We start from the raw sequence: 22,511 nt of genomic DNA, 5'->3' as shown, positions 1-22,511 counted from the left end.
CCCGCCCTGCATACCGTGAGCCCTGGTCGGGGCAGGCAGGCCCCGGTCACCACCCCCGGGCCGGGTTCGCCCGATCGACGTGAGCGGGCCGAGTCGATGCGTGTGCTGCATGTGAACAAGTACCTCTACCGCCGTGGCGGTGCGGAGGGCTACCTGCTCGACCTGGCCGCGTTGCAGCGGGCAGCCGGCGACACGGTCGCCTACTTCGGCATGACCCACCCGGAGAACGAGACGCCGTTGCCGTACGCCGGGCACTTCCCGGCCGAGGTGGAGTTGGAGCCGGCGCCGAGCGGACTGCGCCCGCGCGCGACGGCCGCCGGCCGGATGCTCTGGTCCCCGTCGAGCCGGCGCGGGCTGGCCCGGGTGATCGAGGACTTCCGGCCGGACGTGCTGCACCTGCACAACGTCTACCACCAGCTCTCCCCGTCGGTGCTGGCCGCCGCCCGGTCCGCCGGGGTGCCGTGCCTGCTGACCATGCACGACTACAAGCTCGCCTGCCCCAGTTACCAGCTGCTCGACCGGGGCCGCCCCTGCCAGGCGTGCGTCACCGGTGGCCCGTTGCAGGCCGCCCGGCGGCGGTGCAAGGACGGCTCGCTGTCGCGCAGCGCGCTGCTCGCGGTCGAGACCTGGTTGCACCGCGAACTGCACGCGTACGACCCGGTGCAGGTCTTCGTCAGCCCGAGCGGGTTCCTCGCCGACGTGATGCACCGCGCCGGGGTGTACCCGGACCGGTTGCGGGTGGTGAACCACTTCGTCGACCTGACCGGGATCGGGGCCAAGGAGCAACCCGGTGGCGGGGTCGTGTTCGCCGGCCGGCTCGCCCCGGAGAAGGGCGTCGACGTGCTGGTCGAGGCGGTCGCCGCGCTGCCGGACGGGGTGCCGGTCGACATCGCCGGTGACGGTCCGGCCCGCCCGGCGCTGGAGGCGCTCGCGGCGCGGCTGGTGCCGGGCCGGATCCGGTTCCACGGTCGGCTGGACAAGGGCCGGCTGCACGAGCTGGTCCGGTCGGCGGCGGTGGTGGCGGTGCCGTCCCGGTGGCACGAGAACCAGCCGATGGCGGTGCTGGAGGCGTACGCCTGCGGGGTTCCGGTGGTCACCACCGACCTGGGTGGCCTGCCGGAGCTGGTGCAACCGGGGGTGGACGGCGAGATCGTCGCCGCCGACGCGGCCGGTCCGCTCGCCGACGCGCTGCGCGGCCTGCTGGCCGACCCGGCGCGGGCGTTCGCGATGGGGCGGGCGGGCCGGGCGAAGGTGGCCCGCGACTTCGCCCCGGAGCTGCACCTTCGCCGTCTCCGCGAGCTGTACGCCGAGGCCGCCGCAGCCGTCGGAGCCGACCGTGTCGCCGGGGCGGTCCGGTGAGCGCGGTCCGGGTCCTCTACCTCGCCGGCAGCGGGCGCAGCGGCAGCACGCTCGTCACCACCGTGCTGGGCCAGTTGCCCGGCTTCTTCGCCGCCGGTGAGCTGCGCTACCTGTGGCGGCGCGGCATCCTGGAGCACCGCCCGTGCGGGTGCGGGCTGCCACTGACCGAGTGTCCGCTCTGGACCGGTGTGCTGCGGGACCTGCCGGACGCCGACCCGGCCGGGATCGCCGCCCGGCTGGGCGACCGGCTCCGGCTGCGCCGACTGCCCGCGTTGCTGCGCCGGCACCGCCGGGGCCGTCCACCGGTGCCCGGTCACCCGGACGACCAGCAGCTGACCCGGCTGTACGCCTCGATCGCCGCGCACACCGGCCCCGGGACCGTCGTCGTCGACTCGTCCAAGCTGCCCCCGTACGGGGCACTGCTCGGCGGCCTGCCCGGCATCGAGCTGTACGTCCTGCACGTGGTCCGGGACCCGCGCGCCACCGCCTTCTCCTGGCGGCGCCGTCGGGCGCTGGACGGCGGCGACGACCGGCTGATGGCCCGCCCTCCGGTGTGGAAGGCGGCCCTGCTCTGGCTGGTCTGGAACAACGCCACCGTACGGCTCTGGGGTTCGTCGGGCCGGTACCTGCGGGTGCGTTACGAGGACTTTGTCGCCGCCCCGGCCGACACCACTGCCCGGATCGTTCGGTTCGTCGGTGGCATACCGGGGGAGCTGCCGTTCCCGACCCCGGACACGGTCCGGCTGGCCGCCACCCACTCGGTCGCCGGCAACCCCTCCCGGCACCGGACCGGCGTGGTCGGTGTCGTCGCCGACAGCGAATGGCTCGACGGGCTCTCCACCGGTGCGTACGCCACCGTGACCGGGCTGACCGGGCCGACCCTGCGCCGGTTCGGTTACCCGCTGCGCCGCCCCGGCGCCGCCGCACCGGCCACCGTCCCCGATCCCGGGGCGGCCGTCGTCTCCCCGTCACCCGCCGCCCGGCAGGAAGGCTGAACGATGCTCTCACTGGTGGTGGGCACCGGCCGGTGCGGTTCGACGCTGGTCCAGGAGTTGCTCTCCCGGCACCCGGCGGTCGGTTTCGTCTCCGGACTGGACGACAAACTCTCCCGGCTGAACCCGAAGGGCCGGTTCAACGGCGCGCTCTACCGGCGATCGGCGCCGCGCCCGGCCGGCATGACCTCGCTGCGGCACAGCCGCCGGCTGCTGGAGCGGGGCCGGGTACGGGTTGCCCCGTCGGAGGCGTACCACCTGCTGGACCGGCAGGTGATGGGTGGTTTCTCCCGGCCCTGCCGGGACCTGCTCGCCGAGGACCTGACCCCGTTCGTCGCCCGCCGGTTGCGCGCCTTCTTCGACGACCGGATCAACCGGCAGGGCTGCGAGCAGTTGGTGCAGCACGTCACCGGGTGGCCGCGTACCGGTTTCCTGCATGCGGCGTACCCGGATCTGCGGGTGGTCAACGTGGTCCGGGACGGCCGGGCGGTGGCCAACTCCTGGCTCCAGATGGGCTGGTGGGACGGTTGGCGCGGGCCGGACAACTGGATCTACGGTTCGTTGCCGGACGACCTGCGGCAGGAGTGGGCCGAGTCCGGCCAGTCCTTCCAGGTCCTGGCGGCGCTCGGCTGGAAGATGCTGATGGAGGCGTTCACCCAGGCCCGGCTGCGGCACCCGGCCGACCAGTGGCTCGACGTACGGTACGAGGACCTGGTGGCGCAGCCGCGTGAACAGGTCGGCCGGATGCTCGACTTCCTCGGGTTGGACTGGTCACCGGCGTTCGAGAAGGGTTTCGCCCGGTACGACTTCCCGCCGGGGCGGGCGGCGGCGTACCGGGACGAGCTCAGCCCGGCGCAGCTCGGCGCGGTCGAGCGGGTGCTGGAGAAGCCGCTGGCCGAGTGGGGCTACCCGATCTGAGCCGGCGTTCTCACCTCGGGCCGGTGTCGAACCGGCGGATGGCCAGCGGCAGGAAGACCACCAGCAGCAGCACCGACCAGCCGACCGTCGCGGTGACCGGGTGGGCGATCGGCCAGGCCGGGTCGACCGTGGTGGCGGCCGGGTTGCCGAAGAGCTGACGGCAGGCGGCGACGGCCGCGCTGACCGGGTTCCAGTCGGCGGCCGTACGCAGCACGGCCGGCATGCCCTCGGTCGGCACGAAGACGTTCGAGATCATCGTGACCGGCATGATCAGTGGGCCGAGCTTGGCGGCCGTCTGCACGTCGCGGATCACCGTGCCGAGGAAGACGCCGACCCACGAGATCGCGAACTGCAACAGCATCAGCAGCCCGAAACCGGCCAGTGCGGACCCCGGACCGGTCTGCACCCGCCAGCCGACCACCAGGCCGGCGCCGGCCATCACCAGCAGGCTCACCGCGTGGGTCAGCAGGTCGGCGAGGGTCTGGCCGAACAGGATGGACGAGCGCGTGGCCGGCATCGACCGGAACCGGTCCATCACCCCGAGGTCGCTGTCGCCGGCGATCGTGATCATCGAGGTGACCAGGGTGGTCACCGCCGACATCACGAACAGGCCGGGCATCAGGTACGCCCGGTAGTTGGCTCCCTCGGCGATCGGGATGGCGCTGCCGAAGACGTATCCGAAGAGGACCACGGCGGTCAGCGGGAAGGCGAGCGTGCCGACGATCTGTCCCGGCGCGTGCTTGAGTTGCAGCAGGTTGCGGTGGCAGATGGTGAGGATGTCGCTGAGCCGCCAGCGCAGCCGGGCCAGTCCGACGTCGTCGCGTACGCCGGTGGTGATCGCGGTCATCCGACAGTCTCCTCGATCGGGTTGTGGTCGCTGTCCCGGTTGTCACCGGCCGGGTTGCCGGTCAGCCGGAGGAACACCTCGTCCAGGGTGGGGCGGCGTACCGCCACGTCCTCGGGGTCCACCCCGGCCTGGTCCAGCAGGCGGACGACCGCCGGCAGGGTGAGCGTGTCGGCGCCGATCGGCACGCTGAGCAGCCGCCGGTCGGGGTCGACGTCCGGGGTCGCGCCGGCCAGCCGGGCCAGCGCCGCCCCGGTCGACTCCAGTTCGGCCGGCGTACGGACCACCACGTCGATCCGACCGCCGAGTTGCGCCTTGAGCGCGTCCGGGCTGCCCGAGGTGACCACCCGGCCCTGGTCGATCACCGCGATGTGCTGCGCCAACTGGTCGGCCTCGTCCAGGTACTGGGTGGTCAGCAGGACGGTCATGCCGTCGGCGACGAGTTCCCGGACGGTCTGCCAGATCTCGTTGCGGCTGCGCGGGTCGAGCCCGGTGGTCGGTTCGTCCAGGAAGAGCACCGCCGGGGAGACGATCAGGCTGGAGATCAGGTCGAGCCGACGGCGCATGCCCCCGGAGTAGGTGCGGACCAGCCGGTCGGCGGCGTGCCCGAGGTCGAACCGGGTGAGCAGGTCGTCGGCGCGGCGGCGGGCGGTGGCGCGGGTGAGGTGGAACAGGCGACCGAAGATGTGCAGGTTCTCGCGGCCGGTGAGTCCCTCGTCCAGGGCGGCGTACTGGCCGGCGAGGCCGATGCGGTGCCGTACCCGGATCGCCTCCCGGACCACGTCGTGCCCGGCGACGAAGGCGCGGCCGGCGTCGGGTCGGGTGAGCGTGGCGAAGATGCGGATCGCGGTGCTCTTGCCGGCGCCGTTCGGTCCGAGCAGGCCGTAGACCGTACCGGCGGGTACGGCCAGGTCGAGACCGGCGAGGGCCTGGGTGGCGCCGAAGCGTTTGTGCAGCCCCTCCGCGACGACCACCGCGTCGCCTGTTGCCTGTGCCACGGGACCTCCTACTGGGTACGCCGTACGCGGTTGATGCTCGCACGCTAGCTAACCGGGTACGCTGTACGCAAGTGCGGGATCGGGTGCGGATCGGATCGACGGAACCCGTGCGCGACGGCGACGGGCGACACACCGGAAGGCACGTGGTGGCAACAGGCGACAGGTTCAGCGGCGACGGTTCCGGGACCGGGCAGACACCCGACCTGCCCACGGCGGTACGGGTCAGCCTGCCCTCCCCGCCGTCGTCGCGCGGACCCGCGCCGACCTACAGTCGGGCCCAGGTGGCCGCCGCCGCGATCGCCATCGCCGACGAGCACGGCATCGAGGCGGTCTCCATGCGCCGGGTCGCCGCCGCCCTGGGGACCGGGCCGATGAGCCTCTACCGCTACGTGGACAACAAGGAAGCGCTCTGCGAGCTGATGCTCGACCACATGTTCGGTGAGACCGAGCTGCCCGAGCCGACCGGCGACTGGCGGGCCGACCTGGCCGAGGTGGCCCGCAGCCTGCGCCGGGCCCAGCTCAGTCACCCGTGGCTGGCCCGGATCGCCGCCGGGCGTCCGGCGATGGGCCCGAACATGCTGGAGATCTTCGAGTACGGGATGTCCATCCTGGACCGGCTCGACCTCGACACCGCCGACATGCTGGAGATCTTCGCCCTGGTCAGCAGCTGGGTCGGCGGCTTCGTGCAGGAGGAGGTGGCCGAGCGGGCGGCCCGTCGGGACCGGGGCCTGGACGAGCGGGAGTGGCAGCAGAGCATGTCCCGCTACATCGAGACGCTGACCGGCAGCGGACAGTATCCGTACTTCACCCGCGTGGTGCGGGCCGGCGCCGACCGGGACTTCGACACCCGGTTCGAGCGCGGCCTCGACCGGATCCTCACCGGGATCGAGGCCACCCTGCCGGATCGGCCGCCGTCGCGGGGTTAGCCACGCCACCCCCGCACGGGCCGGCGACCCGTACCGGAAGATCTTGGCATAACCTATAGGGAACATACGGTTTGTTCGCCTGGGGAGGTTGTGCGGATGAGGAAGCTTCAAGGCGCCCGGCGGGGTGCCGCACTGGCCGTGGGCACGGTGCTGGCGATCGGCGGTCTGGTCGGCTGCGCGAAGGAGGACACCGGCGCCACCACGACCGACGGGGTGGCGCTGGTCGCGGCCGGCAAGCTCACCACCTGCACCCACCTGCCGTACTCGCCGTTCCAGTCCAAGGACGGCAGCGGCAAGGTCGTCGGCTTCGACGTCGACCTGGTCGACCTCGCCGCCAAGAAGCTCGGCGTGACGCAGGACATCGTCGACACCCCGTTCGAGGGGATCAAGTCCGGTGCCGACCTCAACTCCGGCAAGTGCGACGTGGCCGCGGCGGGCATGACCATCACCGAGGCCCGCAAGGAGGTCCTCACCTTCAGCGACCCGTACTTCGACGCCACCCAGGCCCTCGCGGTGCCGGTCGGCAAGCCGTACAAGACCCTCGCCGACCTGGCCGGCAAGCGGCTCGGCGTACAGGGTGCCACCACCGGCGAGGACTACGTCAAGGCGCAGGTCGCCCAGCAGAACCTCAAGGTCGAGGTGGTCTCCTACAAGGACCTCGGCGCCGCCCAGCAGGCACTGGCCACCGGCCAGATCGAGGCCGTCGTCGGCGACCTGCCGGTGTGGAACGAGTACATCAAGGCCAACCCCGGCAAGGTGGTCGTCGCCGCCGGCTTCGACACCGGCGAGCAGTACGGCTTCGCGGTCAAGAAGGACGGCGACCCCAAGCTGCTGGCCGCGATCAACGAGGCGCTCGCGGAGGCACGGGCCGACGGCAGCTATGACACGATCTACGAGAAGTGGATCGGCGCGAAGCCGGCGAGCTGACCGGGTCCGGGATACAACATCGCCCGGTGGCACCCGCCGCCGGGCGATCTGGGGGAGGCATGGCAGAACCTGAGACGCTCGCGGCCGGGACCGGGGCGCGACCCGCCCCGGTCCCACCGCCGCCGGCCCGGCGCCGGCTCGGTCGCCGCCAACGGCAACGGCTCGGACGTACGGCCGGATACCTGGTCTTCGTCGCGCTGCTGGTCGCCGTGGCGGCGGCCGCCGACTGGGGTCGGCTCGCCGACGCCTTCTTCCGGCTGGACGTCGCCGGGGAGATGTTCCCCGAGGCGATCACCGTCGCACTGCGCAACACCATCGTGTACACCCTGCTGGCGTTCGCCTTCGGGTTGGTGCTCGGCCTGGTGCTGGCACTGATGCGACTGTCGTCGGTCGGCCCGTACCGCTGGTTCGCCACCGGTTACGTCGAACTGTTCCGTGGCCTGCCGTCGCTGCTGGTCCTGTTCATGGTCGGCTATGGCGTCCCGCTCGCCTTCCCCAACCGGGAGATCCCCGGCGGGGTGTACGGCGCGGTCACCGTCGGGCTCGGGGTGACCGCCGCGGCGTACATGGCCGAGACGATCCGGGCCGGGATCCAGGCGGTGCCGAAGGGACAGTTGGAGGCGGCCCGGACGCTGGGCATGTCGCACGGGCGGGCAATGGTCTCGATCGTGCTGCCGCAGGCGTTCCGGATCGTCATCCCGCCCCTGACCAACGAGATCATCCTGCTCACCAAGGACACCTCGCTGGCGTACGTCCTCGGCGTCACCGCGACCACCATCGAGCTGACCAAGTTCGCCGGTGACGCCCTCAACACCAGGGTCAACCCGACCCCACTGGTGGTGGCCGGCCTGCTCTACCTGGTGATCACGCTGCCGCTGTCGCAACTGGTCCGGTGGCTGGAACGCCGGGCCGCGAAGGAGAGGTGACCGGCGGTGTCCGCGATCGAGATTCGCGACCTGCGCAAGTCGTTCGGCAAGGTCGAGGTGCTGCGCGGCATCGACCTGTCGGTGGAGACCGGTGAGGTCGTCTGCGTGATCGGACCGTCCGGCTCGGGCAAGTCGACCCTGCTGCGCTGCGTCAACCTGCTGGAGCAGCCGTCGGGCGGGTCGGTGCACGTGGCCGGCGTCGAGGTCACCGACCCGGACTGCGACATCGACGACGTACGGCGCCGGATCGGCATGGTCTTCCAGCAGTTCAACCTCTTCGGCCACCTGCGCGTACGGGAGAACCTGACCATCGCGCAGCGACGCGTACTCGGTCGCTCCCGCGCCGAGGCGGACCGGATCGCGGCGGCGAACCTCGACCGGGTCGGCCTGGCCGACAAGGCCGACGCCTACCCGGCACAGCTCTCCGGCGGGCAGCAGCAGCGGGTCGCCATCGCCCGCGCGCTGTCGATGAACCCGCAGCTCATGCTCTTCGACGAGCCGACCAGCGCCCTCGACCCCGAGCTCGTCGGCGAGGTGCTGGCGGTGATGCGGGGCCTGGCCGCCGAGGGCATGACCATGCTGGTCGTCACCCACGAGATGAGTTTCGCCCGCGAGGTCGCGTCCCGGGTGGTCTTCATGGACGGTGGCACGGTCGTCGAGTCCGGGCCGCCGGAGCAGGTGTTCGGGGCGCCGCGCGAGGCCCGGACCCGCGCGTTCCTGCACCGGGTGCTGGAACCGACCCGGGTCAGCGAGGCCGAGATCGGCGCCCACGCACCGACCCCGAGCTAGTCCGGTCCGGCATGGACCGGCGAACGTCAGCCCTTGCGGGCCAAGCCGCCGTAGACCGAGACCGCCGCGTCGCTGGGCAGGTCCCCGGTCCGCTCCGGGCCGAGGTCGGGGCGCCAGTGCGGCAGCACCCGCACACCCGGCTCGATCAGGTCCAGGCCGTCGAAGAAGCGCTCGATCTGCGGCTTGGGGCGCACCTGCATGGTCACCCCGGTCCTGCGGTAGACCGCCGCGATCGCCTCCCACGCCTGCGGTGCGAAGTCACCGGTGCGGTGGGACAGGGCCAGGTAGCTGCCGGCCGGCAGCGCGTCAAGCAGCCGGTTCGCCAGCCCGTACGGGTCGTCCGAGTCGGGCACGAAGTGCATGATGGCGATCAGCAGCAGCCCGACCGGCTGGTCGAGGTCGAGCGTGCGGCGTACCTGCGGCGAGTCGAGGATCGCGTCCAAGCTACCCGGGCGGGTCCCACCCGCTCCGAAGTGGACCGTCGCCGGCTCAAGGAACGGCTCGCAGGCGGAGGTAGAGCAGAGCACCGGCGGCCAGGACCAGCGGCCAGAGCAGGTACCAACCGGTCATCACCAGCAGCGCGGTGACCGCCACCAGCGCGAACAGCGCGTACCGGTGGGCTCGGGTGCCGCGCGGCAGCAGCCGGAGCGCGGCGGCCGTGCCCAGGGCGTACACCAGGACGAAACAGCCGGTGGTGAGCAGCACCAGCGGTTTCGGGCCGATCCCGGCGGCCACCGCGACCGCCATCGCCAGCCCGGCCAGTGTCGAGACCACCAGCAGGCTGCGCCGGGGCACCTCGCCCGCGCTGCTGCCCCGGTCCAGCCACGCCGGCAGCGCGCCGTCGCGGCCCAGTGCGGCGCCGAGCTTCGCCGCCCCGGCGAAGTAGGCGTTCATCGTGCCGAGGGTGAGCAACAGCGCGGCGACGGCGGCGATCAGGTGCACCTCCCCGCCGATGCCGAGGGCGAGCAGTTCCGCGAGCGGCGCCTCGCTGTCGCCGGCCGCCGGGCCGAGGACGAGCACGGTGGCGGCGGCGACGCCGAGGTAGAGCACCCCGACCACCACGACCGCGATGGTGGCCGCGCGGGGCAGGTCACGCTTCGGCTGCCGGAAGTCCGCCGCCAGGTGGGTGATCGCCTCCCAGCCGGCGAAGCTCCAGACCAGCAGCGCCGCCGCCGGCCCGACCGCCAGCCAGCCGTGCGGCGCGAACGGCCGCAGGTTTTCCCAGCGCAGGTGCGGCAGCGCGGCCAGCACGGCGGCCACCAGCAGGGCCACCAGCAGGGCCGCGAGCACCAGTTGCACCCGCCCGGAGACCCGCAGCCCGAGCGCGTTCGTCATCGTCACGACCACTATCAGGACCGCCCCGGTGACCGCCGTGGTGGTCGCGCCGCCGCCCAGGGAGGCGGCCACGTAACCACCGGCGAACAGCGCCGCGGCGGGGGCGCCGGCCGGGACCGCGAAATAGAAACACCAGCCGACGACGGCCGCCGCCCGCGCCCCGAAGGCGTTGCGGACGTACGTCGAGACGCCGCCCGCGTCCGGGTAGCGCGCGCCCAGCGCGGCGAAGGTCGCGGCGAGCGGCATCGAGAGCAGCACCAGGGCCAGCCAGGCGAGCAGTGACGCCGGTCCGGCCGCCTCGGCGGCCAGCGCGGGCAGGGCGATCACGCCGGTGCCGAGCACCGCCCCGACGTAGAGCGCGGTGCCCTGGGCGACGGTCAGCCGGCCGCCGGACCGTACGGTGCCGCTGTTTTCGATCAAGGAATCGGTCACGGGTCCAACCTGCTGCACCCGCCGACCGCCGACCAGTGGCAGGAATGCCGATCTGCGGTACGTTCCTGCCATGAAGTCGCCCCACGTGGTCGCGCTCGCGGTCACCGACGCGATCCCGGTCTTCGAGTTCGCCGTACCGTGCGAGGTTTTCGGGGTCGACCGCTCCGACCTGGCCGACCCCTGGTACGACCTGCGCCTGTGCGCCGCCGTCCCCGGCCCGCTACGGACCACTCTCGGCCTGCGGGTCGACGCCCCGTACGGGCTCGACGAACTGGCCGCCGCCGACACGGTGGTGGTGGCCGCCTGCAACCGGCCGACCCAGCTGCGCCCGCCCGAGCCGCTGCTCGACGCGCTGCGCCGGGCACACGAGCGGGGCGCCCGGATCGTCTCGATCTGCAGCGGCGCCTACCTGCTCGCCGCCGCCGGCCTGCTCGACGGGCGCCGGGCCACCACCCACTGGATGAACGCGGTCGACTTCGCCCACCGCTTCCCCCGCGTCCGGGTCGACCCGGACGTGCTCTACACCGACGACGGGGACCTGTTCACCTCCGCCGGCACCGGTGCGGCCATCGATCTCTGCCTGCACCTGGTCCGCCTCGACCACGGCACCGCCGTCGCCAACGAGGTGGCCCGCCGGATGGTGGTGCCGCCGCACCGCGACGGCGGCCAGGCCCAGTACGCCCGACCGGTCACCCGGGGCGAGCCCCAGTCGGACCTGTCCCCGCTGCTCGACTGGGCCCGAGGACACCTCGACCGGCCGCTGACCGTGGCGGAGCTGGCGCACCGGGCACACCTGAGCCCGCGTACGTTCGCCAGGCGGTTCCGGGACACGCTCGGCACGAGCCCGTTGCAGTGGCTGGTCGAGCAGCGGGTACGGGTGGCCCAGGAGTTGCTGGAGACGACCGACGAACCGGTGGAGCGGATCGCCCGCCGGGCCGGGTTCGGCAACCCGGTCAGCCTGCGCCGGCACTTCCGCCGGGTCACCAGCGTGTCGCCGCAGACGTACCGGCACGTGTTCCGGACCGACGACCGGCGTGACCGCGCCGGCGCCGCCACCCCGTTCGACAGGGCGGCGGCGCCGGGCCGGTGACGGTTCAGGTGGCCGACCTGGCTAACCCCCGTAGACGGTCCAGGACTGCGCTCCCGAGCCGTTGCAGCCCCACAGCTGCAGCCGTTGTCCGCTGCTGAAGTTGCTTCCCGGAACGTCGATGCAGATCGCGTAGTCGCTGTGGGTGGCGAGTTGGTATCCGCCCCCCCAACCGGGAGCCCAGTGCCACCTCTGGGAGGCGCTGCCATTGCAGTTGTTGACCTTCATCGGGACGCCCCAATTGCGTTCTCCGTCGAAGTCCAGGCACAGATTGCGGTTGTATCCCGGGTGGAGGTAACCGCCGCCCTCGCTCGCGGTTTCCCAAACCCAGAGCTGCGCGTCGCTCCCGTTGTTGGTCCACAACTGCACGGCGGCGCCGGATCCCCCCGAGTTGGACACGTCCATGTAGAGATCGGCGGTGGCGCGTTCCATCAACCGGTACCGGGGCCAGTTGGAGGGAAACGCGGGATCGACCGCGCTGGCCGGGACGACCCCGCCGACCAGCGAGGACAGGACGAGTAGGACACTGGCGAGCAGCATTCCCGCGATTCGCCTTCGAGTGAGCATCATTGACCTCCGGATACGCGCCCGTGTGGGAAAGGGCAACCGAATGGCGGGCCGATAATCGTGCCCGACGGAAGCCCCGCCCCGTACGCGGCTTGTCGATGAATGAAATCGACGCTACCGGATGGGTCGATGGTGGAACTCACGTTTCGATGGTGGCCGAAGCCATGAACAACTGTCCGGAAACCGCTTGCGTCGGTGCGCCTCGTGGCGATCGGGTCAGTAGCCGGCGGCGGGGTCGCGGGTGGGCAGGGTGGCCTGGTCGGCGGCCTCCCGGCCCGACTCCCAGCCCTCGCGGCTGTCGACCCGGCTGCCACGGGCCCGGACCGTGTTCGGGAAGACCTGCCGCATCGTCTCGCGTACCTGCTCGTCGCGGGCGGCGAGCACCGGCAGCAGGTCGACCGGTTCGGCGCTGCCGATCGCCCCGGTGCTCCCGGTCGCCTCGGTGCTCCGGGTCGCCTCGGCCAGGGCGGCCTTCGCGGCGCCGGCCAGTCGTTCGCCGATCCGGATGGCGAACGCCACCAGGAAGGACTGCCGGAAGGCCTTGAGCCTGGCCCGGCCGGCCTTGCCGCCCGGCGGCTCGCTGCGCGCCATCGCCCGGTGCGCCTGCACCAACAGCGAGGTGTAGAGCAGGTCGACCGCGTCGATGTCGGCGTCGAAGCCGAAGACCGTGCTGAAGCCGAGTTCCGGCGACCAGACCGTGTGGCAGCGGTTCGCCCGCGCGACGGCGTCGAGCAGCGACGCCTTCTCACCCTCGTACGGGTGGTCCACGCCGATCCGGCGGGCGAACGGCACCACGGTCGAGTTGCCGTCCCGTGCGACCAGCAGCGCCTCGTCCAGGCTGTGTCGGGTGATCAACTCCTGGGCCTTGGCGGTGTACGCCTCCGCCTCCGCCGGGTACGTGCTCGACTCCGCCTTGGCCAGCAGCGCGCGTACCCGGTCCAGGAGGCGTTCGTCGATCCGCCGGGACCCGTCGGTGCCGGACCGGCCACCGCGCCGGGGTGCCGTGCCGGGCGGCGGTACGAGCACCTCGATCGGCGGCAACCCGGACAGGATGGTGAGCAGGCTCAGCACCGAGTCGAGCACGGTCACCCGGTCCGACCGCCACCTGGTGGTGACCTCGTCGAGGTAACTGGCGTCGGCGGTCCACCAGATCTGCGCGCCGAGCGTGTCGGCCTGGGCCAGCCACCGCTCGTCGACCGTGGCGCGGGGAAACCGCCGCAGGTACGCGGCGACCGCGTCGGTCACCAGTTGCCCGTGCGTCGGCTGTCCCTTCCGCTCGACCACCCGGTGCAACTCGACCGGCTGCCAACCGTCGCGCAGCAGCCGGGCGCACGCCTCCTGGACCATCTCCACCAGCACCGGATCGACCTCGGTCGACGGCGTGACGGTCAGCGCGTCCAGCCCGGTCTCGTAGTCGACCCGTCCGCCGACCACCGCACTGATTCTCGCCTGCACCGATGTCACCCGCACATCGTTACGGACACCGATCCGGCCCGGCCCGGCGGGTGCCGTCCGCAGCGGATTTGTCACACGAAGTGGTTGACGGGCGCCGCTTCGGCCCCTTTCGCCGCAGGCGTCACATCAGCGCAGTCGGAGTGGGTTTCCGTTGAGGGTGTTGCCGGTCCACTCGGTCACGGCGGAGGCCGGGTCGACGTCGTGCGGCCCGAACTCGTACGGCGTGTGCCAGCGGTTGTCGCGCACCCGTACGTTCGTCAGCGATTGCCCGTTCTTCGCGCGGATCTGCAGGCTGTAGGTGCCGCCGGTGAAGTCGTTCGACTCGATGGCGATGTTGTCGATCCCGGTCCGCCCGGGAGGCGGAGATATGGCGACAAGGCCCGTCATCGGGCGGAATACGTCGCCGCTGGTTCGTACCGAGGTGGTGAAGCGTTGGTTGACGTATAGACGGGGGTAAACCAGGCTGATCAACGGAGGCGGGCCCGGAGTTCCGGGCCCGAGCGAATCGGAGAGGGAGCGCGGATGCCGCACCTGACATTGCACGAGCCGGGGATCCGGGGCCTGTTCCGGTTCCGACCCGAGACGGCCCTTCCACTCAACGGGCTGGTCGAGGTGCTGCTCTGCGGGCCAAGCACGCTGACTCGCGGCGAACGCGAGCTGATCGCGGCCTACGTCTCGGCACTCAACGAGTGCCGCTACTGCTACTCCGCCCACGCCGCCTACGCCGCCGCGCAACTCGACGAGGGAATGGACCTGGTCGAGCAGGTACGCGCCGACGTCGACGGCGCACCCGTCTCGGCCAAGCTGAGGGCCCTGCTGCACATCGCCGCCGCCGTGCAGAACACGGGACGGGCGGTCACCGACGACCTTGTCGCGGCTGCCCGTGCCGAGGACGCGGGCGACCAGGAGATCCACGACACGGTGCTGATCGCCGCCGCGTTCTGCATGTTCAACCGCTATGTCGACGGACTGGCCACCGCGCTGCCCGAAGACCCCGACTTCTACACCGACCGGGCCAAGCGGATCGTCGCCGGTGGGTACCTGGCCGTGCTGGAGGAGGCCCGGCAGGCGCAAGCCTGACCGGAGCGCCCGCCCCGGCGACGGCTACTGCGCCAGGGCGGCCATCCAGGACTCCACGTCGGTGGCGCTGCGCGGCAGGGCGGCGGAGAGGTTGCGGCTGCCGGTCGTCGTGATCAGCAGATCCTCCTCGATCCGCATCCCCAGGCCGCGCAGCTCCGCCGGCACCAGCTCGTCGTTCGGCTGGAAGTAGAGCCCCGGCTCGACGGTCAGGGTCATCCCGGCCTGCAACTCGCCGTCGGCGTACCGGCCGGCGGTGGCTCGGGCGCAGTCGTGCACGTCCAGGCCGAGCATGTGGCCGGAACCGCAGAGCGTCCACCGGCGGTAGAGCTGCCGCTGCGGGTCGAGCGCCTCGTCCAAGGAACAGTTGAGCAGACCCAGGTCGACCAGCCCGGCGGCGAGTACGGCCATCGCCGCCCAGTGGTAGTCGCGGAACGCCGCTCCGGGGCGCAGGGTGTCGATGGCCGCGTCGTTGGCCGCCCGGACCAGCTCGTACACGTCGTGCTGGACCGGGGTGAACCGGCCACTGACCGGTAGCACCCGGGTGATGTCGGCGGTGTACCGGGTGCCGACCTCCACCCCGGCGTCGAGCAGCAGCAACTGGCCGGGTTGGACCGGGCCGGTGTTGTCCTTCCAGTGCAGGGTGGCCGCGTGCGCACCGGCGGCGACGATCGAGTGGTAACCGACCTCCTCGCCCTCGGTCCGGGCCCGCCGCCAGAAGGTTCCCTCCAGCCACCGCTCGCCACCGGGGCCGGTGGCCTGCGGCAACGCCCGTACGACATCCTCGAAGCCGCGGACGGTGACGTCGACGGCGTGCTGGAGCTGGGCGACCTCCCACTCGTCCTTGATCAGCCGCAGGTCGGCCAGGGCGACGGCCAGATCAGCGTCCCCGGCCGGGTCGGTCACCGGAACCAGCGCGTCCAGATGCGGGTCGACGCCCCGCAACACCCGCGCCCGCCGGGTCGTCCGCAGCACGTCCGGCAGCTCCGTCAACGGCCGGCAGCGCAGGTTCAGCGCCCGACCGAGGGTGGCCAGGTCGGCTCGGGCACCGTTCCACACCACCCCGGTCGTCCGGTCGGCCCAGTACGCGACGCTGCCCAGCTTCGGCGGCTCGTCGGTGAACAGGGTCGCCTCGCCGTCCGGGTCCAGCACCAGCGTCCCGCCACGGGTCCCGTCCCCGGTCAACCAGGTGTAGTCGGCTCCGGGACGGAACCGGTAGAACTGGTCGTTGCTGCGTACCGGTGCGGCGCCGGCCGGCACCACCAGATGCTCGCCGGGAAACATCCCCGACAGCCGAGCCCGCCGCTTCGCCGCCCAGGCGGCCACCTCCGGGTGCACCTCGACCGGCGCGTCCGGGTCGCTCCAGCCGGTCCCCATGAACTCCGCCAGGGCGGCGGGAATGGCCAGGTCGTGGCTGCCGGTGTCGAGCGTGGAGGACATGGGTGGTTACTCCCTACTGTTGCGGGCGGTAGTTGCCGGTCAGCCGGCCCAGCTTCAACGCCAGGTGCAGGCAGAGCCGCTCGTTACCGTCCTTGAGGTCGGTCTCGGCGAGCTGCTCGACGCGTTGCAGCCGGTAGTAGAGCGTGGTCCGGTGCAGCCGGAGCTGTTCGGCGGTGGCGTGCGCGTTGCCGGCCAGGTCCAGGTACGCCTCCAACGTCTCCAGCAGGACGTGGTTGGCGTCGTCGCGCAGCAGTCGTTCCAGGCCGGGATGCACCCCGGCCACGTCCAGGTGCTGGTGGTCCAGCCGGGACAGCACCCGGTAGATGCCGAGGTTCGCCCAGGAGACCACCCGGCCGAGCGCGGGCAGCTGCACACCCACCCGCGCCGCCTGCGCCGCCTCCTCGTACGAGCCGACGGCGTCGACCAGGCCGGCCCGCGACCCACCGATGCCGATCACCGTACGGGCGACCGAGCCGAGCCCCCGGGTGGCGTGCTGGAGTGCCTCGTCGAGGTGGCGGGCGACCGCCTCCGGTGCCGGTCGGCCGGCGACCCGGCCGCCGCAGACCAGCAGCACCCCGTGGTCGTGCCGGACCAGGTGCAACGCCTCGCGGGTGCCGAGCCAGCGGCGGGTGGTGACCAGTGCCTGTTCCAGGGCGATCCGGGCCACCTCGTCGGGCACCTGCCCGCGCGGTACGACGAGTTGCGCGACCAGTCCGGTGGCCGCCCCGTCACCGGCGATCACACCCTCTTCGAGCAGCGTACGGACCGCGTGCCGGCGGGCCTCCACACTCTCCACCAGCAGGGTACGGGCGGCTTCGGTCTCCCGCTGCGAGGCCAACTCGCCGAGCAGGTTCTCCCGGTACAGCGCCAGGGCCAGGTCGGCCATCACCCCGTTCGCGGTCTCGATGTCGGCGTCGGTCATTCCCCCGTCGGCGTCGATGAACCAGACGAACCCGAGCAGCAGGTCGTCGTGCCGGATCGGTACGCACACCCGGGGCAGCAGGTCGAGTTCCGGGCACGCCTCGGTGCGTACCGGTTCCCGCGCCTTCATGATGCCGACGTTGCGGAACCAGGCGATCACCTCCGGGGTGGTCTGCCGCCGCAGGATCGAGGCCCGCCGGACGTCGTCGAGCACCCCGGTGTGTTCGCTGTAGACGACGACGCGTTGGCGCCGGTCCTCGATGAGCGCCGGCCGACCGACGCGGGCGGCGACGGCATCGACGATGCGTTGCAGCTCAGCCTGCATGTCATCCCCTGGTCGTCCCTGGTTTACCGAATGGGGCAGGTGCCCCGGGAATCCGACCGGAGCCGTTGGACCGCCAGGCCCTACCTTCGCGTTGACATTGGTCCGAGCGCAAGTGGTCGTTACCAAGTCAAGACCGAAGGGCGGACCCAGCTACCGGCAGAAGTCGGGGCGAACTACCGACAGAAGTACTGCCGGGCCCGGCGCTGTTTCGGCAACTGTCCGAAGACTGGGCGTAACCGTCGTACCTACGGTTGCCCCGAAGCGCGGGGGAGGAGACCAGATGCCCGACGGGTACGACGTGGTGGTGATCGGCGCCGGCATCATCGGTGCCGCCTGCGCGTACGCCTGTGCCCGGCGGGGCCTGTCGGTGGCGGTACTCGAACGCGGTGGCCTGCTCGGCGGCGCCACCGGCTCGGGCGAGGGGAACCTGCTGGTCTCGGACAAGTCGCCCGGTCCCGAACTCGATCTGGCGCTGCGCAGCAACCGGCTCTGGCAGCGGCTCGACGAGGAACTGTCCGACCGTTACGGCGACTTCGAACTCGAACGCAAGGGCGGCCTGATGGTCACCCGTACGCAGACCGGGCTGGCGGCGCTGAACGGGTTCGCGTCCGGGCAGGCGGCCGCCGGGGTGACCGTCGAGCCGGTCGACCCCGAGCGACTGCGGGACCTGGAACCGGGGATCACCGACGGGCTCGCCGGGGGTGTCCTCTACCCGCAGGACATGCAGCTGATGCCGGCGCGGGCAGCGGTTGTCCTGCTCGCCGCCGCCCGGGACGCGGGAGCCAGCGTACGGCTGCGTACCGAGGTCACCGGGGTCCGGCGGGACGGCACCGGCCGGGTGACCGGGGTGCTCACCACGGCCGGGATGGTCGCCGCCGGGCAGGTGGTCAACGCCGCCGGAGCCTGGGCGGGGCAGATCGCCGGGCTGGCCGGGGCGACCGTACCGGTCACGCCGCGACGCGGCTTCATCCTGGTCACCGAGCCGGTCGGGCAGCTGGTCCGGCACAAGGTCTACGCCGCCGACTATCTCGACAACGTCGCCAGCGGTGACTCCGACCTCCAGTCGTCGGCCGTGGTCGAGGGCACCCCGAGCGGCACCATCCTGATCGGCGCCACCCGCGAACTGGTCGGCTTCGACCCGACCCCCAACCCGGAGGCCGTACGCCGGCTGGCGCACAACGCGATCGCGCTGTTCCCGGTGCTGGCCCGGATCCGGGTGATGCGGCTCTACCACGGCTTCCGCCCGTTCTCGCCGGACCACCTGCCGGTGATCGGGGCCGATCCACGAGCCCCCGGACTGGTCCACGCGCACGGCCACGAGGGGGCCGGGATCGGCCTGGCCCCGGTGACCGGGGAACTGGTCGCCCAGGTGGTGCTCGGTGAGCCCCCGGAGCTGGACCTGCGCCCGTTCGACCCGACCCGGTTCGGCTCGGCCGAGGAGGTGGTCACGGATGTCGCCGCCTGACCGCCCGTCCACCGACCGTTTCGACATCACAGTCGACGGTGTCCGGGTTCCGGTCCGTACGGGGCAGACCGTCGCGGCGGTGCTGCTCGGAGCCGGTCGGCCGGTCACCCGGCTGACCCGGATGCGGGGCCGCCCGCGCGGGATCTTCTGCGGCATCGGTACGTGTTTCGACTGCCTGGTCGTCTGCAACGACGAACCGGGCGTCCGCTCCTGCCTGCGCCCCGTCGCCCCCGGCGACGTCATCCACACCGGCGGCGTCATCGAAACCGGCACCGCCGAACCGGCAACGGGGTCGGCGTCGGCAACGGGAACGGGGTCGACACCGGGAACGGCAACGGGGACGGCAACGGCAACGGGGGCCGGGGATGACTGACCCGCGGATCGCGGTGGTCGGTGCCGGGCCGGCCGGACTGGCCGCCGCGCTCGCCGCCGCCGACGGTGGCGCCGAGGTGACCGTGGTCGACCTGGGTGCGCTGCCGGGCGGGCAGTACCTGCGCCAACCGGCCGTCGTCGGGTTGCCACCGGCCCGGCACCCGGCCGCCGCCGACGCGCTGTTGCACCGCACCCGCGCCCATCCCCGGATCAGCTTCCTCCTCGGCCACCAGGTCTGGCAGGCCAGCGCCGACCCGACCCCGCACCTGGAGAACCGGGGCGGCCCCGGACTCACCCTGCGGCTGCTCGGGCCGGACGGGCCGGTCACGCTGCACCCGTCCGCGCTGGTGCTCGCCCCCGGCGGACACGACCGGGTGGTGCCGTTCCCCGGCTGGGACCTGCCCGGCGTGGTCACCGCGGGTGCCGCCCAGGCCCTGGCCAAGGGGCAGGGCGTGCTGGTCGGCCGGCGGGTGCTGGTCGCCGGTACCGGGCCGTTCCTGCTCACCGTCGCGGCCGGACTCGCCGACGCGGGCGCGGAGGTGGCCGGGGTGGTCGAGGCGTCCCGGATGAGCCGCTGGGGGCGGCACCTCGGCGCGATCGCCGGTGTTCCCGGCAAGCTTGGCGAAGCGGTTCGCTACCTGGGCGCGCTGCGCCGCCACCGCATCCCGATCTGGCCCGGCGAGGCCGTGACCATGGTCGAGGCGTACGGCGACCGGCTGCGGGCCACCGTCCGTCGGGTGGACGGCGGCTGGCGTGCCGGCCGGGTAACCCGGACGGTGGACGTGGACGCCGTCTGCGTCGGCCACGGCTTCACCCCGTCGGTGGAGTTGGCCGTCGCGCTCGGCTGCGCCACCCACCACGATCCGGCCGACGGCAGCCTCGTGGTCGACGTCGACGACAGCCAGGCGAGCACCGTACCGGGGGTCTTCGTCGCCGGTGAGGCGACCGGAGTGGGCGGCGCCGACCTGGCCCGACACGAGGGGACGCTGGCCGGGTTGGCCGTCCTGCACCGGTTCGGCCGGCTCGACACCGCCGCGTTCGTACGCGCCGCCGGCCCACTGCGCCGCCGGATCGACCGCCAGCGCCGGTTCGCCGCCGCACTGCACCGGGTCCATCCGGTGCCGGACGGCTGGACGCACTGGTTGCGGGCGGACACCGTGCTCTGCCGCTGCGAGGAGGTGACCGTCGGGCGTACCCGGTCCGACATCGCCGCGTACGGCATCGACGACCTGCGGGCACTCAAGCTGGTCACCCGGATCGGGATGGGCCGCTGCCAGGGTCGGATGTGCGGGCGGGCCGCTGCCTGCCTGCTCGGGCAGGTCAGCGGGCGGCCACAGCCGCTCGCCACCTTCGCCAACCGTCACATAGCCATGCCGGTGCCACTGGGCACCGTCGCCGAGGAAGGAACAACCCCGTGACAGCTCACAAGCCGTGGCAGGGCGTCGTGGTCGCCATTCCGACGCCGTTCCGCGACGATCTCTCCGTCGACTTCGACCGGTTGCAGGAGCATGTGCGCTGGTTGGCGGAGGAGGGCTGTCACGGTGTCACCCCGTGCGGCTCGCTGGGGGAGTACCAGAACCTCAGCGACGACGAGCGGGCCGACGTCGTACGGGCAACGGTGGAGGCGGCACCGGACGGGTTCGCGGTGGTCCCCGGTGTCGGCGGGTACGGCAGCCGTCAGTCCCGCCGCTGGGCCGAGCACGCCGCGTCGGTCGGTGCGGACGCCGTACTGGCGTTGCCGCCGAACACGTACGCCGCCCGTGATGCCGAGGTGGTGGCCCACTTCCGGGAGGTGGCCTCGGCCGGGCTGCCGGTGGTGGCGTACAACAACCCGTTCGACACCAAGGTCGACCTGACCCCGGAGTTGCTCGCCACCATCGCCGAGACCGACGGGATCGTGGCGGTGAAGGAGTTCAGCGGCGACGTACGCCGCCTGCACCGCATCCTCGACCTGAGCCCGCACCTCGACGTGCTGGCCGGGGCCGACGACGTGCTGTTGGAGCTGGTGGTGTGCGGGGCGAAGGGCTGGATCGCCGGTTTCCCGAGCGCCCTGCCGAAGCTGTCGGTGAAGCTCTACGAATTGGCCCGTGCGCAGAACCTGGCCGAGGCGCTCCCGCTCTACGCCGAACTGCACCCGATCTTCGGTTGGGACAGCCGGCCGGTGTTCGTACAGGCGATCAAGCTCGGGATGGAACTCGCCGGCCGGTACGGCGGCCCCTGCCGCCCGCCGCGCGGCCCGCTCTCGGCGGAGACCGAGGCCCAGGTCCGCAAGGACATGGCCCGCGCGCTCGCCGTCAGCGGTGATTCGGGTGCGTAGCCGGATGGTGTTGCACGCGGTCGACTCGCACACCGAGGGGATGCCGACCCGTGTCATCACCGGCGGCGTCGGGGTGCTGCCGGGGGAGACGATGTTCGACCGCAAGCGCCTGTTCGAACAGGACCGGGACGGCCTGCGTCGGCTGCTGATGCAGGAGCCGCGCGGCCACCCGGCGATGTCCGGCGCCATCCTGCAACCGCCGACCCGGCCGGACGCCGACTTCGGGGTGCTCTTCATCGAGGTCTCCGGCCTGCTGCCGATGTGTGGTCACGGCACGATCGGGGTGGCGACGGTGCTGGTCGAGACGGGCATGGTGCCGGTGGTGGAGCCGGTGACCACGGTCCGGCTGGACACCCCGGCCGGGCTGGTCACCGTCGACGTGGCGGTCCGCGACGGGCGGGCGGCGGCGGTCACCATCCGCAACGTACCGTCGTTCCTGCTCGCCGCCGACCAGGTGGTCGAGGTGGGTGACGACATCGGCCCGGTCCGGTACGACATGGCCTTCGGCGGCAACTTCTACGCCATCGTGGAGGCCGAGTCGCTGGGTCTGCCGATCGAGCCGGCCACGGTGCCGGAGCTGATCCGCCGGGGCATGAAGATCATGGCGGCGATCGACGAGCAGGCGCCTCCGGTGCACCCCACCAATCCGGAGATCAACGACTGCCGGCACGTACAGATCGTCCAGGCCGGAACCGACGGCGCCGACGCGCGCAACGCGGTCGTGATCCACCCCGGCTGGGTGGACCGGTCGCCGTGCGGAACCGGCACGTCCGCGCGGATGGCCCAGCGGCACGCTCGTGGCCTGCTCGACCTGGACACCGACTTCGTCAACGAGTCGCCGATCGGCACCCGGTTCACCGGCCGGCTGACCGGCACCACCACGGTCGGCGACCTGCCCGCGGTGCTTCCCTCGGTCACCGGCCGGGCCTGGATCACCGCCACCGCGCAGTACCTGCTCGACCCGGAGGACCCGTTCCCCGAGGGCTTCCTGATCTGAGTACGGGAGGGGCCCCTGTCATCGCCACACGTTGTGCAGGGG

23 protein-coding genes are annotated in these 22,511 nt (G+C 72.3%); 14 read left to right on the top strand and 9 right to left on the bottom strand.

The window, feature by feature from the left end:
• Positions 1-96: 96 nt before the first annotated feature.
• From ACZ6QQ_RS12280 to ACZ6QQ_RS12270, 3 genes are read left to right on the top strand one after another with little or no spacing between them, the layout of a single operon-like run.
• Positions 97-1,359 carry a glycosyltransferase gene (locus tag ACZ6QQ_RS12280; RefSeq protein WP_465876038.1) on the top strand — a complete coding sequence of 421 codons (1,263 nt, stop codon included), beginning with the start codon at positions 97-99 and terminating at the stop codon, positions 1,357-1,359.
• Positions 1,356-2,354: a sulfotransferase family protein gene (locus ACZ6QQ_RS12275; protein WP_465876037.1), complete on the top strand. Its 999-nt coding sequence runs from the start codon at positions 1,356-1,358 to the stop codon at positions 2,352-2,354. Before ACZ6QQ_RS12280 ends, ACZ6QQ_RS12275 begins: the two co-directional genes overlap by 4 nt.
• Positions 2,355-2,357: 3 nt before the next feature.
• Positions 2,358-3,269, top strand: a complete 912-nt coding sequence (locus ACZ6QQ_RS12270; protein ID WP_465876036.1) for a sulfotransferase family protein — start codon at positions 2,358-2,360, stop codon at positions 3,267-3,269.
• 10 nt (positions 3,270-3,279) lie between these two features.
• On the opposite strand, the gene ACZ6QQ_RS12265 is transcribed toward ACZ6QQ_RS12270, so the two are convergent.
• Positions 3,280-4,116 (bottom strand): ABC transporter permease, encoded by an 837-nt coding sequence (locus ACZ6QQ_RS12265; RefSeq protein WP_465876035.1) that lies wholly within the window; start codon positions 4,114-4,116, stop codon positions 3,280-3,282.
• Positions 4,113-5,111 carry an ATP-binding cassette domain-containing protein gene (locus tag ACZ6QQ_RS12260; RefSeq protein ID WP_465876034.1) on the bottom strand — a complete coding sequence of 333 codons (999 nt, stop codon included), beginning with the start codon at positions 5,109-5,111 and terminating at the stop codon, positions 4,113-4,115. Before ACZ6QQ_RS12260 ends, ACZ6QQ_RS12265 begins: the two co-directional genes overlap by 4 nt.
• 146 nt (positions 5,112-5,257) lie before the next feature.
• Here ACZ6QQ_RS12260 and ACZ6QQ_RS12255 point away from each other — a divergent pair, with 146 nt between their 5' ends.
• From ACZ6QQ_RS12255 to ACZ6QQ_RS12240, 4 genes are all read left to right on the top strand, one after another.
• Complete coding sequence (locus tag ACZ6QQ_RS12255) at positions 5,258-6,037, top strand: TetR/AcrR family transcriptional regulator (RefSeq protein ID WP_465876033.1); 780 nt, start codon at positions 5,258-5,260, stop codon at positions 6,035-6,037.
• Positions 6,038-6,133: 96 nt separating this feature from the next.
• Complete coding sequence (locus ACZ6QQ_RS12250; protein ID WP_465876032.1) at positions 6,134-6,964, top strand: basic amino acid ABC transporter substrate-binding protein; 831 nt, start codon at positions 6,134-6,136, stop codon at positions 6,962-6,964.
• A gap of 59 nt (positions 6,965-7,023) precedes the next feature.
• The gene (locus tag ACZ6QQ_RS12245; RefSeq protein ID WP_465876031.1) at positions 7,024-7,890 is read left to right on the top strand and encodes an amino acid ABC transporter permease; all 867 of its coding nucleotides are present in this window, start codon (positions 7,024-7,026) and stop codon (positions 7,888-7,890) included.
• 6 nt (positions 7,891-7,896) lie between these two features.
• Positions 7,897-8,679 (top strand): amino acid ABC transporter ATP-binding protein, encoded by a 783-nt coding sequence (locus tag ACZ6QQ_RS12240; protein WP_465876030.1) that lies wholly within the window; start codon positions 7,897-7,899, stop codon positions 8,677-8,679.
• Positions 8,680-8,705: 26 nt separating this feature from the next.
• Here ACZ6QQ_RS12240 and ACZ6QQ_RS12235 read toward each other — a convergent pair whose 3' ends face one another.
• Complete coding sequence (locus ACZ6QQ_RS12235) at positions 8,706-9,122, bottom strand: SAM-dependent methyltransferase (RefSeq protein ID WP_465876029.1); 417 nt, start codon at positions 9,120-9,122, stop codon at positions 8,706-8,708.
• A 46-nt stretch (positions 9,123-9,168) separates the two neighbouring features.
• A complete protein-coding gene (locus ACZ6QQ_RS12230) occupies positions 9,169-10,446 on the bottom strand; it encodes an APC family permease (protein ID WP_465876028.1) in 1,278 nt (425 codons plus the stop codon).
• Positions 10,447-10,516: 70 nt separating this feature from the next.
• Between ACZ6QQ_RS12230 and ACZ6QQ_RS12225 the strand changes: the two genes are divergently transcribed.
• On the top strand, positions 10,517-11,536 hold the full coding sequence (locus ACZ6QQ_RS12225) for a helix-turn-helix domain-containing protein (RefSeq protein WP_465876027.1): 1,020 nt from the start codon (positions 10,517-10,519) through the stop codon (positions 11,534-11,536).
• Between the two features lie 21 nt (positions 11,537-11,557).
• Here the strand turns inward: ACZ6QQ_RS12225 and ACZ6QQ_RS12220 are convergent, their stop codons facing one another.
• The 3 genes from ACZ6QQ_RS12220 to ACZ6QQ_RS12210 all read right to left on the bottom strand — a co-directional run bounded on the left by ACZ6QQ_RS12220 (position 11,558) and on the right by ACZ6QQ_RS12210 (position 13,942).
• On the bottom strand, positions 11,558-12,103 hold the full coding sequence (locus tag ACZ6QQ_RS12220) for an RICIN domain-containing protein (RefSeq protein WP_465876026.1): 546 nt from the start codon (positions 12,101-12,103) through the stop codon (positions 11,558-11,560).
• A 213-nt stretch (positions 12,104-12,316) separates the two neighbouring features.
• A complete protein-coding gene (locus tag ACZ6QQ_RS12215; protein WP_465876025.1) occupies positions 12,317-13,564 on the bottom strand; it encodes a DUF2786 domain-containing protein in 1,248 nt (415 codons plus the stop codon).
• Between the two features lie 117 nt (positions 13,565-13,681).
• Complete coding sequence (locus ACZ6QQ_RS12210; protein ID WP_465876024.1) at positions 13,682-13,942, bottom strand: hypothetical protein; 261 nt, start codon at positions 13,940-13,942, stop codon at positions 13,682-13,684.
• 135 nt (positions 13,943-14,077) lie between these two features.
• Between ACZ6QQ_RS12210 and ACZ6QQ_RS12205 the strand changes: the two genes are divergently transcribed.
• The gene (locus ACZ6QQ_RS12205) at positions 14,078-14,635 is read left to right on the top strand and encodes a carboxymuconolactone decarboxylase family protein (RefSeq protein ID WP_465876023.1); all 558 of its coding nucleotides are present in this window, start codon (positions 14,078-14,080) and stop codon (positions 14,633-14,635) included.
• Between the two features lie 24 nt (positions 14,636-14,659).
• On the opposite strand, the gene ACZ6QQ_RS12200 is transcribed toward ACZ6QQ_RS12205, so the two are convergent.
• Together ACZ6QQ_RS12200 and ACZ6QQ_RS12195 are read right to left on the bottom strand one after the other, a co-directional pair.
• Entirely contained in the window at positions 14,660-16,072 is a 1,413-nt protein-coding gene (locus tag ACZ6QQ_RS12200) for an aminopeptidase P N-terminal domain-containing protein (protein ID WP_465876022.1), read from the bottom strand.
• 13 nt (positions 16,073-16,085) lie between these two features.
• Positions 16,086-17,318, bottom strand: a complete 1,233-nt coding sequence (locus tag ACZ6QQ_RS12195) for a PucR family transcriptional regulator (protein ID WP_465876021.1) — start codon at positions 17,316-17,318, stop codon at positions 16,086-16,088.
• 280 nt (positions 17,319-17,598) lie between these two features.
• Here ACZ6QQ_RS12195 and ACZ6QQ_RS12190 point away from each other — a divergent pair, with 280 nt between their 5' ends.
• Genes ACZ6QQ_RS12190 through ACZ6QQ_RS12170 form a run of 5 tightly spaced genes read left to right on the top strand, consistent with a single transcriptional unit; the run spans position 17,599 to position 22,469 of the window.
• Entirely contained in the window at positions 17,599-18,783 is a 1,185-nt protein-coding gene (locus ACZ6QQ_RS12190; RefSeq protein ID WP_465876020.1) for an NAD(P)/FAD-dependent oxidoreductase, read from the top strand.
• Positions 18,770-19,156: a (2Fe-2S)-binding protein gene (locus tag ACZ6QQ_RS12185; RefSeq protein WP_465876019.1), complete on the top strand. Its 387-nt coding sequence runs from the start codon at positions 18,770-18,772 to the stop codon at positions 19,154-19,156. The genes ACZ6QQ_RS12190 and ACZ6QQ_RS12185 overlap by 14 nt, the downstream gene beginning before the upstream one ends.
• Positions 19,149-20,573 carry an FAD/NAD(P)-dependent oxidoreductase gene (locus ACZ6QQ_RS12180; protein ID WP_465876018.1) on the top strand — a complete coding sequence of 475 codons (1,425 nt, stop codon included), beginning with the start codon at positions 19,149-19,151 and terminating at the stop codon, positions 20,571-20,573. Before ACZ6QQ_RS12185 ends, ACZ6QQ_RS12180 begins: the two co-directional genes overlap by 8 nt.
• Positions 20,570-21,472 carry a dihydrodipicolinate synthase family protein gene (locus ACZ6QQ_RS12175; RefSeq protein WP_465876017.1) on the top strand — a complete coding sequence of 301 codons (903 nt, stop codon included), beginning with the start codon at positions 20,570-20,572 and terminating at the stop codon, positions 21,470-21,472. Before ACZ6QQ_RS12180 ends, ACZ6QQ_RS12175 begins: the two co-directional genes overlap by 4 nt.
• Positions 21,465-22,469, top strand: a complete 1,005-nt coding sequence (locus ACZ6QQ_RS12170; RefSeq protein WP_465876016.1) for a proline racemase family protein — start codon at positions 21,465-21,467, stop codon at positions 22,467-22,469. Before ACZ6QQ_RS12175 ends, ACZ6QQ_RS12170 begins: the two co-directional genes overlap by 8 nt.
• Positions 22,470-22,511 lie beyond the last annotated feature (42 nt).

Source organism: Micromonospora sp. NPDC049529 (genome assembly GCF_055586685.1).
Note: the sequence above shows the minus strand (reverse complement) of the source record. Positions and strands in the feature narration are given on the sequence as shown.

What these genes read in the sequence shown, in the direction of transcription:
- ACZ6QQ_RS12245 (WP_465876031.1), top strand. Translation starts at nt 7,024, where the DNA reads ATGGCAGAACCTGAGACGCTCGCGGCCGGGACCGGGGCGCGACCCGCC.
- ACZ6QQ_RS12190 (WP_465876020.1), top strand. Translation starts at nt 17,599, where the DNA reads ATGCCCGACGGGTACGACGTGGTGGTGATCGGCGCCGGCATCATCGGT.
- ACZ6QQ_RS12180 (WP_465876018.1), top strand. Translation starts at nt 19,149, where the DNA reads ATGACTGACCCGCGGATCGCGGTGGTCGGTGCCGGGCCGGCCGGACTG.
- ACZ6QQ_RS12205 (WP_465876023.1), top strand. Translation starts at nt 14,078, where the DNA reads ATGCCGCACCTGACATTGCACGAGCCGGGGATCCGGGGCCTGTTCCGG.
- ACZ6QQ_RS12185 (WP_465876019.1), top strand. Translation starts at nt 18,770, where the DNA reads ATGTCGCCGCCTGACCGCCCGTCCACCGACCGTTTCGACATCACAGTC.
- ACZ6QQ_RS12195 (WP_465876021.1), bottom strand. Translation starts at nt 17,318, where the DNA reads ATGCAGGCTGAGCTGCAACGCATCGTCGATGCCGTCGCCGCCCGCGTC.
- ACZ6QQ_RS12210 (WP_465876024.1), bottom strand. Translation starts at nt 13,942, where the DNA reads ATGACGGGCCTTGTCGCCATATCTCCGCCTCCCGGGCGGACCGGGATC.
- ACZ6QQ_RS12265 (WP_465876035.1), bottom strand. Translation starts at nt 4,116, where the DNA reads ATGACCGCGATCACCACCGGCGTACGCGACGACGTCGGACTGGCCCGG.
- ACZ6QQ_RS12225 (WP_465876027.1), top strand. Translation starts at nt 10,517, where the DNA reads ATGAAGTCGCCCCACGTGGTCGCGCTCGCGGTCACCGACGCGATCCCG.
- ACZ6QQ_RS12270 (WP_465876036.1), top strand. Translation starts at nt 2,358, where the DNA reads ATGCTCTCACTGGTGGTGGGCACCGGCCGGTGCGGTTCGACGCTGGTC.
- ACZ6QQ_RS12200 (WP_465876022.1), bottom strand. Translation starts at nt 16,072, where the DNA reads ATGTCCTCCACGCTCGACACCGGCAGCCACGACCTGGCCATTCCCGCC.
- ACZ6QQ_RS12280 (WP_465876038.1), top strand. Translation starts at nt 97, where the DNA reads ATGCGTGTGCTGCATGTGAACAAGTACCTCTACCGCCGTGGCGGTGCG.
- ACZ6QQ_RS12220 (WP_465876026.1), bottom strand. Translation starts at nt 12,103, where the DNA reads ATGATGCTCACTCGAAGGCGAATCGCGGGAATGCTGCTCGCCAGTGTC.
- ACZ6QQ_RS12250 (WP_465876032.1), top strand. Translation starts at nt 6,134, where the DNA reads ATGAGGAAGCTTCAAGGCGCCCGGCGGGGTGCCGCACTGGCCGTGGGC.